This window comes from Roseovarius aestuarii (assembly GCF_019966515.1).
Classification (GTDB): domain Bacteria; phylum Pseudomonadota; class Alphaproteobacteria; order Rhodobacterales; family Rhodobacteraceae; genus Roseovarius; species Roseovarius aestuarii.
In genome coordinates, this window is record NZ_JAIMIB010000001.1 from 412161 (window position 1) to 425636 (window position 13476).

Genomic DNA, 13476 nt, shown 5'->3' on the forward strand with positions numbered 1-13476 from the left:
CAAGGCCGCAGCTCGTCGCGCGGGTGCTTGAACACGAATACGCAAGGCTACCGCCTGCAGGCGCTGAATGCAAATCCGGCGGCGGCGATCGCGCAATCAACAGACCAGATTGATCTTCCCCCTCCCGCACATCCATGCCAGTCTGCGGCCACCAACCCAGCGGAGAATGCCATGCCCATCACCACCTGCATTTTCGACGCCTACGGCACGCTCTTCGATGTCGGCGCAGCCGCGCGAAACGCCGCCGCTGAACCCGGGCGGGACGCTTTTGCCGCCGACTGGTCCCGGATTGCCGACCATTGGCGCCTGAAGCAGTTGCAATACACGTGGCTACGCGCCGTCACCGGCGATCACACCGATTTCTGGCAGGTGACGCAGGATGGGCTGGACTGGGCGCTTGATGCCAGCGGCCATGACGGCGACCCGGAACTGCGCGAACGCTTGCTGCAGCTTTACTGGGAGCTTGAGGCCTATCCGGAAGTACCCAAGATGTTGCAGGCGCTGAAACACAAGGGCATGAATACCGCGATCCTGTCCAACGGCTCTCCGCCGATGCTGGATGGCGCTGTGCAGTCGGCTGGCATCGGTGAGGTGCTTGATGATGTACTGTCAGTTGAAAGCGTCGGCATCTTCAAACCCGCCGGGGTGGTTTATGATCTGGTGGGACAGCGCTTTGGGTGTGCGAATGACGAGGTGCTGTTTGTCTCATCCAATGGCTGGGATGCCGCCGCCGCGGCTGGTTACGGGTTCACCACCGCCTGGGTCAATCGCGCCGGCGACCCGGTGGACCGCCTGCCCGCACGCCCCGCGCATATCCTCGGCGATCTGACGGGCATCCCCGGACTGGCGGGTGGCGATGCCTGAGTTTACCTCCTCCGACGGGTTGAAGCTACATTATGAAGACGATGGCGAGGGCGTGCCGATTCTCTGCCTGGCCGGACTGACCCGCAACAGCACAGATTTCGAATACCTGCTGCCGCACTTGCCCGAACACCGTGTCATCCGACCGGACTATCGCGGGCGTAGTAAATCCGACTATGACCCGGATTTCATGAACTACAATATCCTGCGCGAAGGTCTTGATGCCATCGAATTACTCGATCACCTCGATTTGCCTGAGGCGGTGGTGATCGGCACCTCACGTGGCGGGCTTATTGCCATGGCGCTGAGCCAGGAACACGCTGATCGGATGACGGGTGTGGTGCTGAATGATATCGGACCCGAGGTCGCACCTTCGGGGCTGGAACGGATCATGGCCTATGTCGGTCGCACCCCGGAACTGCCCGATCTCAAAGCCGCCGCCGAAGCATTGAAACTGGGGCATGAGGATGATTTTCCCGATGTGCCTCTGGGCCGCTGGCGGCAACAGGCCGAATTCATGTGGTCTGAAAAAGACGGCGGTGGGTTGGCCCTGCGCTATGACGCCAAGCTGCGGGATGCGCTGATCGGTCAGGCGGGCGCAGGCGAGGTGCCGGACCTGTGGACGCTGTTTGATGGTCTCGAAAACCACAACCTCGCCACCATCCGGGGGGAGAATTCCGACCTGCTGAGCGCCGAAACACTGGCAAAAATGGAAGATCGCCACCCCGGCATGATCACCGCCACCATCCCCGACCGCGGCCATGTGCCCTTTCTTGATGAACCTCGGGCGCTTGCCGCCATCACCGCATTGCTGGAGCGTTGCAGATGAGCGATATCACCATGATCCGTGCCGCTGCCGAACGGCTGAAAGGCCACGCCCGCCGCACGCCGCTGCTGAATTCACCCTTCATCGACGAGATCGCCGGGCGACAGGTCTACATAAAGCCGGAATGCCTGCAGCATACCGGCAGCTTCAAATATCGCGGTGGGCGCTCTGCGGTCTCGGCGCTTGATGCCGACACCCGTGCCCGCGGCGTAATTGCCTTTTCCAGCGGAAATCACGCACAGGGCGTCGCGTTGGCCGCGCGCGAATTTGGTGTGCCTGCCGTCATCATTATGCCCGCCGACGCGCCGCAGGTGAAGATCGATAATACCCGTGCTTTGGGGGCCGAGGTGGTGCTTTATGACCGTGCAGGCGGCGAAAGCCGCGAGGCCTTGGGCGACAAGCTGACTGCTGAGCGCGGATTGACACTGATCCGCCCCTATGACGAGCCGCAGGTGATCGCCGGCCAGGGCACCACGGGGCTTGAGATTGCCGAGGACGCCAACGCAATAGGGATCGAGAATGCTGATGTTCTGATCTGTTGCGGCGGCGGTGGACTGACCTCGGGCATTGCGCTTGCGCTGGAGGCGGATGCACCAACTCTGCGCCCGCGCCCAGTTGAACCCAAGGGGTTCGATGATGTTGCCCGCTCGCTGAGGTCGGGCCATATTGAGACTAACAACCAGCAATCCGGCAATATCTGCGATGCAATCTTGACCCCGGCGCCGGGCCAGATCACCTTTCCAATCCTGCAGCGGCTCTGCGGCCCGGGTCTTGTAGTCAGCGAGGACGAGTGTCTGCGCGCCGTCGCTATTGCCTGGGCACGACTAAAGGTGGTCGCCGAACCCGGAGGGGCCGTCGCCCTCGCCGCAGCGCTGTTTCACAAGGATCAGATCGAAGGGACCGCCGTCATCGCCACCATCTCAGGCGGGAATGTCGATACCGCGATGTTTCAGGCCGCCCTTGAGAAATATGGGAAAAAGGTATGACTGATTTCACCATCGCCAGTTTCAACGTCAAGAATCTGATCGGGCCGGACAAGGAATATTACGAATTCCAGAAATACACGCCCGAGGAATACGCCTGGAAACAGGATTGGATGGCGAACCAGCTACTGACAATGAATGCCGATATCATCGGGTTTCAGGAGATCTTCGAAGAGGAGGCCCTGCGAAGCGTCATCGACGAAACCGACGCCCGCGCCGACGCGCTTAACGCAGCCACCGTGCCGGACCGTTCAAAAAGCTATCGCCGCAAGGTGATCTTTCGCAAGCTTGAGGTCGACCCCTATACCGATGCCGCGCTGGCCTTCGCCCCGAACGTGGCCGATCAGGGCATCGCCGGTCAGCGCCGTCCTGGCGTGGCAGTACTGTCCCGCTTCGGGTTCAAAGGCGCGCCCGAGATAATTCAGGATCTGCCCGAGCCGCTTGAAATTCCGTTTCAGCCGTTGCGCGGCCTGGAAGGCCCGCAAGAGGCCGGATTTTACCGCCTGCGCCGTCTTTCGCGCCCGATCCTCAAGGTGCGTATCCCCATCGGCGAAGAGGTCATCACCATCTTCAACTGCCACCTCAAATCCAAACTGGGCGAGCACTTTAAATCCGAAGGCGCGGACTATGCGCCAGAAGAGGATCTGACCAAGTATGACCCCGTGGGCCGTGCGCTTGGCAGCTTGCGCTCAGCTATTCGCCGGATGGCCGAAGCCTGGGTACTGCGCGGTGAAATCGTGAAAGAGCTCAAGGCCGGAAACGCGGTGGCCGTGATGGGCGATTTCAACGATGGCGAACACGCGGTCAGCTCGGAAATCATCTCGGGCGAAGTGCCGTTCAAGAACTATGCCTGGATGCTGCGCCATGACGCCAAGGCCGCCAATGACCGCTATTCCAGCGAACAAAGCCAACAAATCACCGCCGATATCGAACAGGTCCGCCTTCATTCCGCGGAAAAGCTCTTTGTCCGGAAATCCCTGCGCGACATGGTCTATACTTCGGCCTTTGGCGGCGCGTTCGAATCCATCGACCAGATTTTCCTGTCACGCCATTTTCACCCGGACAACGAGGCCCGCATCGGCGAAATGACCTATTTCAGCGCGCTGAACGACCACCTGACCGATGGCTCCCACCCGGAAGCTCCCTATAACAAACTGGCATCGGATCACGGACAGATCGTGGCGCATATGAGATTGCGCTAATGGCGCGGGTCGATCTGGGCGATATTGCACTCGAGGTCCGTGAGGATGGCGACCCTGAAGGCGCGCCGTTGGTCTTCGCCAACTCGCTCGGGACCGATCTGAGGCTCTGGGACAAGGTCGTGCCACTCTTGCCCAAAGGGCTCCGGATCGTCCGCTACGATATGCGCGGACACGGCGGCTCGGATTGCCCGCCCGCCCCCTACTCGATGGACCAGTTGGTCCGCGATGCCGAAATGTTGCTGGATCATCTTAACATTCGCGACAGTGTTTTTGTCGGCCTCTCGATCGGGGGCCTGGTCGCACAGGGGCTGGCGGTGAAGCGATTAGATCAGGTGCGTGCGCTGGTGCTGTCAAACACAGCCGCAAAGATCGGCCAGCCGGCAATGTGGGCAGACCGTATCGAAGCCGCACGCGCTGGCGGTATTGAAGCTCTGGCCGATGCCACGATGGATCGGTGGTTTACCCGTGCCTTCCGGGCTTCCGAGGAATTGGTATTTTGGCGTAACATGATGACCGCACAGAAACCCGAGGGGTTCATCGGGTGCATGCATGCAATCTCAGGCACTGATTTCTACACGCCCACAAGCGGGCTGCGCCTGCCCGCACTTGGTATTGCCGGATCAGATGACGGATCGACCCCGCCGGATCTGGTGCGCGAGACGGCTCAACTGATCCCTGGTTCAGATTTCCAACTGATCCGCAGCGCCGGCCACCTTCCCTGTGTCGATCAACCAGCGGAATATGCGCGCGTGCTAAATGGATTTCTGCAGAAGACAGGTCATCTGCGATAACATCCGGACGTTAGGTAAAGCTACCATTGACCGTGAAATCACCGCCTGAGCCGAGGTTCGTGCCCGCGTTATAAACCGACACCGGACCGTGAATATCATAAAGCGGTGTTCCGAACGTCGCATGACTTGTCGCAGGATCCGCCAAATGCAAGCCGCTGGTAAAACTGTCTTGCACAGTAGGCTGCGTAATATCCGGCAGCCCACTACTTAGTTCTGCCGCAGTCCAAAACGCCGCCCGATAGGATGTCAGCGTAGCCCGCCGCTGGCCGCCGAGCGCCGCGAAGAGCGAAGTACCGCTCTGCGTGCCATACGCGAAAGTTGTTGCTGAGCCGCCGCCAGCCGTCGCATTGATCACCTCCGCCCAGGAACTCGAACTTTCGTTCCAGAGATAGGCTATGGTCCGGGCGTTACCGCCGACAATTTGTTGCGACACCAACAAATGAAGCCTGTCGCCCAAGGCCTGTAGCGGCATCGAATATTCAAACGTTCCAGAATTGACTATAATTTTCAGCCTTGGTCTCTGGGCGCCGTCCCCCGATTTGCTCCAGTCCAGCGATAGCCCATGCCGGTTGGTTGTGTCCTTGAAGCCAAGCAGCAATTTTCTGGCATCCTGCGAAGACCGGTACGAAAAAAACCACAAATGTTCAGGGCTGCTGGGAAGTGGGGCCGGGAATGTAAGCCAGCCGCTGCCACCGGTCGCCGCGCCACTTTCGGAGTAGGTTGTAGTGATTGGCGCCGACTGAGTTATTCCGCGTGCGATCAGGTCGAAAGCTGCATTGTGCATCAGGTGATCGCCCCTTGTGCAATCCAATCATCCGTGGCGACCTTGCGCAGGACAACGCCTGCATACTGAGCGTTGATGCTGACACTTCCAACGCTAACACCGTTCACGGATACACCAGCATCGCCCGACACGGTCGTGACGCCCGCTCCAAGCTGCGTCACCGAGATCACCGTGCCAATGGCAAACCCTACTGACGCGTTTGTCGGGATCGTGACCGTGTTGGCCGACGCATGAGTCATATCTACATTATAGCCTTGATCACCCAACGCGAGCGTATAGGCAGCACCAGCCTGCAAATTGATATTTGCGACGCCAAACCCCTGACCCATCGCAATATCAAATACATCCATATTATCAGGTGGTTGAGACCCGTGATTAAACCATATTACCGTCTTGTTGCTAGCCTGGGTTGGCCGCGCCGCAACGTTTGATCCACCGGCATCAAAGACGATAACGTCGCGCTCGCTTTTCAGGACGAATGTTGCAGTATCTTGCGTGACGATATCGCCGTGAGCGCCGAGCATGCCAAAGATTTCCTGCAGCGCGCCTTCTACATCTGCCTGCGCAGTGAAGCCCCCAGCATCTGATATCCCGACAAGCGACGCGCCCTCCCCCACAGCAGCCGACGCAAGCGTGGTCGATGCAAGAACGTTCAGGATCGCACGAGCGCTCGCGGTGCTCAGAACCTCGACATCACCTGTCCCGGCACTGCCGCGCCCCAAAAACCTGTCAGCTGCGATCTGCCCCATCTTAGATAGCGTGACCGCACCGTCTTCAATCTGCGCGGTATCTACGGTATCGGCATCCGCCAAGGCGCCAGTGTTCGCCGTGGCACCATTCGCAACCCCCGCGAGTTTTGATTTCTCAGCATCGGTCAGCGCGTTTGTGTCATTTTCGCTCTCATAAAGTGCCTTGATCTCTGCACCGGTCTGATCGGCGGTCGCGCCATCTTCGACGTTCAGAAGGGACCGGACATTTGCCGCTGTCAGCTCTTCGCTGTCCCCACTTCCAGTCGAAATACGACCCAATATGCGATCCTGCGCAACGTTTAAAACAACATCGGTCGATCCGCCGCCCCCACCGCCACCAGATTGCCAGGCCGCTCCTCCCAGTTCGGTGTTGATGGCAGACACAATCTCAGAACCCGATTGATCTGCGGTCGCACCGGTTTCGACGCTGTCGACCTTGCTGAGTTGCGCCGCCGTCGCAAATTTATGGGCGGTCGTGTCGTCATCGATATCGTCAGCATTAAGCGAAACGGCGCCAAGCTGACCATTCACACTATCGACTGCATTGGGCTCAGCACCGAAAGGCAGACCAGCTAGCTTGCTTTTTTCTGCATCCGTGAATGCGTTGGTATCACCGTTCGCCTCGTAACGGCTTTTCACCGCCTCATTCAGCGAGGCGTCAGTTCCAGTATTGAATTCTGTTGTCATGCTCTAACTCCTCACGCCGTGTTAAAGATTAGATCGTCCCCATTCCAGACAAGCGGGCTAGCGTTCATTGCCAACACTCCGGCGGCGATGATGAAATCACCGCTTAGGACGTTCGATGCATTGCCCGCCGCGTCGATCACACCAACGTGCAAGCGCCAGGCACCAGGCGCCACGCCATTGCTGTCAATATTGTGCGTGTTTGCCCCCAAAGTAGCCGCCACGCTTCCCGACGCCACCGCTGCTGATTTCGCCGCAATCAACGCCGCCGCGTTCACGAAGCCAACAGCGCTACCCAGCATCCAATGACAGGCGCCTACCTCGTTGTTCATGAACGAAAACCTTTGCAGGCTTTGGTCGATCGAGAGGTTCGAAAGCACGGGTGGTATACTGTCAGCCTGCCCAGACGGAGCTAATTTCAGCGTTCGGCGTCTGGGCCCAACAAAGATCCCGATCATTCCCAGGCCACCACGACCGCAGTCGTCCCAGTTGCCAACACACGAATAGCACGGAATTCCAGCACCTCGCCAACCTCCACCGGGTAGGTGATATCGGTACCCGCAATATCACGAACAGCGACATTACCCGCCGCAATGCACTTCAATGCGCGCGGCCGAGGATTCAGATCACTGGTATCTGACGGAACGACCGGATAATGCAGTTCTCCCGGCGATATAAGACTGGCCGCAAACCCTGCGAAATTATCTGTCATGTGCTTTTCCTTTCAAGATGCTGGGATGCGTGGAAATCGCCCAGGGTTAAGGGCCAAAGGCGTTGGCTAGTCAGCCGAACGATGTCCGACACGGCCTGCGGACACCAAAGAATTGCTTACCACCGCGCCATAAGATTGCCGAAGCGCGCGACTTAGCGGCGGATGCGGCAGGAGTTCTTGTCGCGACGCATATCGCGTCGCTCCGACCCGACCGGTAACGAAAATCCGAATTTCCCAAGATGCCGCCCATTCTTACACTGTTAGAATTGTACGTGCGAAAGGTCTCACTGGCCGGGTGAAGAATTGGTGTACCAACAGTCCGCAGCTCACGTTCGGGCCAGAAAATCAACTGCGCAGCACAGTGCGATGCTTAGAAATTCCATTAAAGTCAGATATTTGATTTATTTTTCGCGCAAGAAAATATTGCCATCGCTTTACAACAAGGAACGCGATTTTGGGCAATATATGCCATATCGCTCGAGCGTTGAGCTTAAAGCATAGTCTCTGATTTCTCCATCACGAGCAGAGCTCTAGCTTATCGTTTGTTCGCGATGTCCTAAGGCAAAAACCGTTTCTGGTTTTCTAGCCATCGCTCCCTTCAGCCCTCGCCGGCACCCGGACCGGTCTGATGGAAATAGACAAATGCACCACCGCTTGGCCCGTCGACATCGCGATAGACGACCTGTCGAGGAATACGAATTGTGATAGCCTTGGCGTGATCCGTCAGACGCCATTCACGCTCCACAAGCCGGCAATTGGCGACACTGCCGCCGTAATCCGCCGTCGGTGCAACCCTGGCCATAAACAGAAGGTTTTGCGCAATTCGTTCGCGACCAAGGTAAGCGGCCCCGCTCGCAACGACATCGCGCGATTTACCTTTTGTCAGAATCGACTGTTCAGCACTTTCCGCCCATGCCCCGCATAAAAGCGTATGACCATCGTTTTCGCGTATGTCAGCGGCAATTGTCAGCCCGCCACCCGAGGTATACGTCCCCCCGTCGACCACAGGGTCATCGCCCAGCTGTGATGTCCGGATCGGATCGAGATATGAAGTGCACGAAGCGACAGTCGATGCCGACGCCAATATCATCCAGATCAATTTCATGGCACGACCTTTCAGTTGTGGGTGTTGCTCATATCAATTTGCGACAACTTCGAGCTATATCAAGGCAACGACGCATCACATTCTGTCATCCACACAGGCACCCTGCGCTCAAGCGGTTGACGCAAAACTGCCTGTTTCCTCAAGCATTTCTGGGTACCATTTTTTTAGCGTGTCTTCAAATTCGCTGCGAAGTCGTCCGACCTGTGCCGGGGTAAGGTCGTCGCGCCACGCCCCCGCTTTTCCTTTGGTAAAGAAGCTCTTCATGGTCGCTGGCTTTTCAGAAAAACCAATCTCTTTTTCCTGTTTTTGCAATGACTTAAAGCTTGCCTGTTTCACTGCATAGGCCAGCTTGGGACGGTCAACTTTGACCTTCATGAACTTCTCAAGCATGGCCGACACGGTCTTGCCCGGATTTGCCAGCATGTCCTCATAACGAATGACATATAGCGGCAATCCCGGCGCCTGTGTCCAGGTATTCACATGATCATCCCAGCGGCCAAGTGGTTCGTACATGCCCGTATCCGTGGCCATAATATTCCTTGTCGAGCACATCCGCTCGATCGTCGTATCGATATCCGCCGATTGATGCCGGGCAAAGGAAGGCGCCAGGTCAAACGGGTTACGCATGACATAGACCGCCGCTGCCGTCACTTCGGGTGGGATCACATCCATGTCGTGTATCCGCGTGGTCTGGCAGTGCGTTTTGACAAAATGATGATTGGGCTTCGACGCTGCAATCAGCCGCAGTGCTTTTTGGCGAACCTCAAGCCATTCTTCGATCGACGAAGCACTATAGGGGTGCCCCAAGGCCCGATCGAAGAAGTCTTTGCGAATATCGCCAGTCGTAAATTTGCTAAGGCTGTTGATATCCGGCGCCTTGGTCCTGGGCATGAAGTAATTGGCCAGAAGTACGCGAACCCATGTGTTGCCGGACTTGGGAAAGGATGCAAGCCAGATTATCCGCTGAAGGTTAGTCATCATAGTAACCATAACGTTTCATGACGATACGATGGTCCCGGCGTATCCGGCGAACCAGATCTTTGTCTAACTCGTCCTTCCAATACCCGCTGGTTCCTTTGGTAAAGAATGTCTTGGCCTGCTCAGACTTCTCAACAAATCCGCCCTTCTTCTCCTGCTTCGATAATTCCTTGAAGCTTGAGAACTTGATCGCCTTTTTCAGGCGTTTCTCATCCACGGGAAGGCCAACATGCTCAACCGCCTTGGCGAAATGCGTTTCCGGATCCTCAAGAAGGTCCTCATATCGCAGAACAAGCACTGGATAATTCGCCGCTGCGGTCCAGCTTTCCACATGAGCGGACCATGTACCTAAATAATCTGCCGCATTTGTCTTGCTGGGCGCACTGGCATTGTCCTTGCTGCCAATCATCTTTGTGGCCTGCTCCGCAGACATGCCATAATGGCGCGCATAGGACAGCACCATGTCCAGAGGATTGCGCAAAATATAGATGGCAGAACGCGTAAACCGGTCGGGTATCAGTTCTACACCCTGAGCAATGCTCTTGATGTTGTGAGTCTTGGCGAAATTTATATCTGCATTGTTGGCGACAATGCCGCGCAAGACCTTTTCTCTGAGAGACAATACAAGACCTAGATCTCCCATATTGATCTCTCGCCCGGCGACCATATGATAGGTTTTCGCGATCGAATCCCCCATGCCAAAACGATTCATCTGGTTAATCGGGATGGGTTGTTCGGGATTTATCAAATAGTTGGATAGGAAAGCCCGCGTCCAAGTATTGCCCGACTTTGGATAAGAGGCCAGCCAGACGATACTGTTCTTCATGGTCGATTTCCCCGCGGTGACACACCCGCGTAGTACCAACAAAAAAAATAGCAAGGAAGAGTAAACTCCCCCTTGCTATCAGATTTTACCTTAAGCTTAGAAGCTCAGGTTGATCGCAGTACCGAAGACTGTACCGTCGTCGTCGTTTGCGGCGTTACCGTTGTCGGACGCTTCTGCGTAGACAAGGTAGATATCCCAATCAACACCTGGGCCGAGGTCACGGCTGGCGGCGATTGCATATGCTTCGTACTCTTCGTCCGCACCGAGGGTACCGGAGTTGTCGTAGTTACCCTGATAGGTTTCGAAACCGAAGGACCAGGGGCCAGGTGCGTCGTAGGTTACACCGAGGCTCCAACCGTCTTGGTCAACACCAAACGCGCCGTTGCCGTTGTCGTTTTCGGCATAGCTAGCACCAAAACCGAAGTCGCCGATGCCGACGTTAAGGCCAACGGCCCATACGTCTGCGTCAGGTGCGCCAGCAGCTACACCGCTGCCTTCACCGTAACGAGCGCTTGCAGTAACACTTGCTGCACCCAGGTTGCCGGAGTAGTTAACACCGATGTCCCAGATATCTTCAAGAGTAGCTGTGGTGTTGTTGGCGATCTGACCAGGAGCAAAGCCCTGCGACGCGTTGCCGTTGTTGTTCGGCGCATACGAGAAACCAACAACCAGACCGTTGAAGTTCGGTGTGAAGTAGCTGATGCGGTTCACGTCGTTGTTACCTGCAACTTCAGTGAACGACGAGATGCCGGCCTGACGGAAGTTGAAAGGTACAACACCCGAAAGCGGCAGGAAGGCCGAGATCGAAGGTGAGTTGATGAACAGCGAAGAAACAGCCGACGCACCGGTTGACAACAGGTAACCAGCCGAGTTTTCCGCACCAAGCACAACGCGACCGAATGTGTCGCTCTTGATTTCGATGTAGGATTCGTCGACGTTGTTAGCCGCGCCACCAACGTTGTTTTGCGCTTCAAACTGTACGTTGGCACCGAAGGTCAGGCCATTGTCCAGAGTGATGCTGGGCGAGAAGATGATCTCACCGGTGGAGAATTGCTTCAGACCGTCAAAGTCCGAGCCCGCTGTTGCGGCGCCGGCGCTGTGGTCGACGATCGCGACGTGCGAGTTGATAAACCCGCCCCAGTCCAGATCCCAGCTCTGGGCCGAAGCCGGAGCAGCAGCGGCAACGCCGAGTGCGATCGCGCTGGTGCTAAGAAGTTGCTTTTTCAAGGGTGTCCCTCCTCATAAGCAAGTGATTAAAGTTTCGCCGCCCCCAACGTGGACACGACTTGGATGATGGAATGCTGCAAATACCCCCCGACTGTCAACGAATGCCCCCGCTGCCAAACCGTTGTTACCGGCGTTGTGGCGTTTAAATCACACACCCCAGAACGCCTATTCCGGGGCGGTTTGCGGCGCCCACCCCAATTCGCCTTATTTTATTGGCTTTTTGTAAGGATTTTCGACCGGTGACCTGACTCACCGTGGCACCGTGGTCACGTTTTGATTTTGCGCTCAGCAAAGGTTTTAACGTTGCGGTTTCGCCACACACCAGGCTTGCGCCAGAGAATCGCTATGGGCGTTGCCGATTCCATCTAATCGGTCGCCGACAGCCCCAGGATTGCCCGTGCCTGGTCCACCGTTGCTACCGGTCGCTCGTATTTTTCGCATAATGCAGCGCAGCGCGCGACTAATGCTGCATTGGACGGCGCCAGTGTGTTGCGGTCTAGCCGGATATTATCTTCAAGCCCGGTTCGGGTATGGCCGCCGGCTGCAATCGACCACTCATTGACCACGATCTGGTTCGGACCGACCCCGGCCGCACACCATTGCGCTTCAGCGGCGCGTTCCTTCATGATCCGAACATAGAAATCAAACACGTCGCGATCGGCAGGCATAGCGTTCTTCACCCCCATCACGAACTGCACATAAAGCCTGCCATAAAGGACACCTTCCCGGTGCAGCCGAATGGCATGCAGAATATGGCTCAGATCGAACGCTTCGATCTCGGGGGTAACATGAAACCTGTGCATCTCTGTCGCCAGCCATTGAACAAGATCAGGCGGATTTTCATAAACCCGGGTCGGAAAATTGTTCGATCCGACCGAAAGCGAAGCCATATCCGGCCTGAGCGACAGCATGCCGCCCCGCTCTGCCCCGGCCCCCGAGCGTCCACCAGTGGAATACTGGATGATCATCCCGGGGCAATGCTTTCGAATGCCTTCGCCCAGACGCGAGAACCGATCAGGGTCAGAACAGGGCAAGCCATCATCGTCACGGACATGACAATGCGCAATAGACGCGCCCGCTTCAAAAGCCGCATGGGTGCTTTCAATCTGCTCTTCGACCGTGACCGGTACCGCCGGGTTATCAGCCTTGGTCGGGACCGACCCGGTAATCGCGACACAGATGATGCAGGGAGTGGCCATATCTCAGACTAGCACAGCAAACGCGCGGCTCCTATCGCGGATTGGCGGACGAAGTAGCCATCCGAGGCGCTGGAGTTCGAGCGGCGCATCGACTGCGCGCGCAAAATTTCAATGGCAAAGAAGAAATCAGAGTAACCCCTGCTCGTCCAATACCTTGCGAGCCGAGCGAAAGCATTCGATACCCTGCGGCACGCCACAATAGATTGCGACAACATGCACGATGGCGCGGATTTCCTCGACGCTGACGCCATTGGTGATGGCTCCGCGACAGTGGATTTCCCATTCATGCATCTTGCCCAATGCGCCAAGCATGGTGAGGTTCATCATACTGCGCGTCTTTGGTTCGATCACATCATCCCCCCAACCGAACCCCCAGCACCAGGCGGTCATCGCTTCCTGAAAGGGGCGCGTGAATTCATCCGCCGCAGCCAGGTTCTTTTCGACATATTCAGCGCCTAAAGTGGCTTTGCGCTGCTCAAGACCTTTCAAAAACAGATCTTCGTCAAATGTACTCATTCTTGTGCCTTTCCTTGTTGATATTCGCGGCAG

The 13476-nt window shown here is 56.8% G+C and carries 15 protein-coding genes; 5 read left to right on the forward strand and 10 right to left on the reverse strand.

The genetic code is table 11. From position 1 onward, the window contains the following. Positions 1-171: 171 nt before the first annotated feature. From LC334_RS02000 to pcaD, 5 genes are read left to right on the forward strand one after another with little or no spacing between them, the layout of a single operon-like run. Positions 172-864 (forward strand): haloacid dehalogenase type II, encoded by a 693-nt coding sequence (locus LC334_RS02000; protein WP_085798787.1) that lies wholly within the window; start codon positions 172-174, stop codon positions 862-864. Then, positions 857-1690 (forward strand): alpha/beta fold hydrolase, encoded by an 834-nt coding sequence (locus LC334_RS02005; protein WP_085798542.1) that lies wholly within the window; start codon positions 857-859, stop codon positions 1688-1690. Before LC334_RS02000 ends, LC334_RS02005 begins: the two co-directional genes overlap by 8 nt. Further along, positions 1687-2673 (forward strand): threonine ammonia-lyase, encoded by a 987-nt coding sequence (locus LC334_RS02010; protein ID WP_085798543.1) that lies wholly within the window; start codon positions 1687-1689, stop codon positions 2671-2673. Before LC334_RS02005 ends, LC334_RS02010 begins: the two co-directional genes overlap by 4 nt. Beyond that, the gene (locus LC334_RS02015) at positions 2670-3872 is read left to right on the forward strand and encodes an endonuclease/exonuclease/phosphatase family protein (RefSeq protein ID WP_085798544.1); all 1203 of its coding nucleotides are present in this window, start codon (positions 2670-2672) and stop codon (positions 3870-3872) included. The genes LC334_RS02010 and LC334_RS02015 overlap by 4 nt, the downstream gene beginning before the upstream one ends. Further along, complete coding sequence (pcaD, locus tag LC334_RS02020; RefSeq protein ID WP_085798545.1) at positions 3872-4663, forward strand: 3-oxoadipate enol-lactonase; 792 nt, start codon at positions 3872-3874, stop codon at positions 4661-4663. The genes LC334_RS02015 and pcaD overlap by 1 nt, the downstream gene beginning before the upstream one ends. Positions 4664-4673: 10 nt before the next feature. Here pcaD and LC334_RS02025 read toward each other — a convergent pair whose 3' ends face one another. The 10 genes from LC334_RS02025 to LC334_RS02070 all read right to left on the reverse strand — a co-directional run bounded on the left by LC334_RS02025 (position 4674) and on the right by LC334_RS02070 (position 13443). After that, positions 4674-5447, reverse strand: coding sequence for a hypothetical protein (locus tag LC334_RS02025; RefSeq protein ID WP_085798546.1), 774 nt, complete (start codon positions 5445-5447; stop codon positions 4674-4676). After that, a complete protein-coding gene (locus LC334_RS02030) occupies positions 5447-6883 on the reverse strand; it encodes a hypothetical protein (protein ID WP_085798547.1) in 1437 nt (478 codons plus the stop codon). The genes LC334_RS02025 and LC334_RS02030 overlap by 1 nt, the downstream gene beginning before the upstream one ends. A gap of 11 nt (positions 6884-6894) precedes the next feature. Beyond that, entirely contained in the window at positions 6895-7212 is a 318-nt protein-coding gene (locus LC334_RS02035; protein WP_139836268.1) for a hypothetical protein, read from the reverse strand. A 122-nt stretch (positions 7213-7334) separates the two neighbouring features. Continuing rightward, a complete protein-coding gene (locus LC334_RS02040; RefSeq protein WP_085798549.1) occupies positions 7335-7592 on the reverse strand; it encodes a spike base protein, RCAP_Rcc01079 family in 258 nt (85 codons plus the stop codon). A 598-nt stretch (positions 7593-8190) separates the two neighbouring features. Further along, a complete protein-coding gene (locus tag LC334_RS02045; protein WP_085798550.1) occupies positions 8191-8697 on the reverse strand; it encodes a hypothetical protein in 507 nt (168 codons plus the stop codon). A 108-nt stretch (positions 8698-8805) separates the two neighbouring features. Continuing rightward, on the reverse strand, positions 8806-9687 hold the full coding sequence (locus LC334_RS02050) for a sulfotransferase domain-containing protein (protein ID WP_317850387.1): 882 nt from the start codon (positions 9685-9687) through the stop codon (positions 8806-8808). Then, positions 9668-10501, reverse strand: coding sequence for a sulfotransferase domain-containing protein (locus LC334_RS02055; RefSeq protein ID WP_085798551.1), 834 nt, complete (start codon positions 10499-10501; stop codon positions 9668-9670). Before LC334_RS02055 ends, LC334_RS02050 begins: the two co-directional genes overlap by 20 nt. A 96-nt stretch (positions 10502-10597) precedes the next feature. Then, positions 10598-11728, reverse strand: coding sequence for a porin (locus LC334_RS02060; protein WP_085798552.1), 1131 nt, complete (start codon positions 11726-11728; stop codon positions 10598-10600). Positions 11729-12093: 365 nt separating this feature from the next. Continuing rightward, positions 12094-12927: a BKACE family enzyme gene (locus tag LC334_RS02065; RefSeq protein WP_085798553.1), complete on the reverse strand. Its 834-nt coding sequence runs from the start codon at positions 12925-12927 to the stop codon at positions 12094-12096. Between the two features lie 126 nt (positions 12928-13053). After that, the gene (locus LC334_RS02070) at positions 13054-13443 is read right to left on the reverse strand and encodes a carboxymuconolactone decarboxylase family protein (RefSeq protein WP_085798554.1); all 390 of its coding nucleotides are present in this window, start codon (positions 13441-13443) and stop codon (positions 13054-13056) included. Positions 13444-13476: the final 33 nt, after the last annotated feature.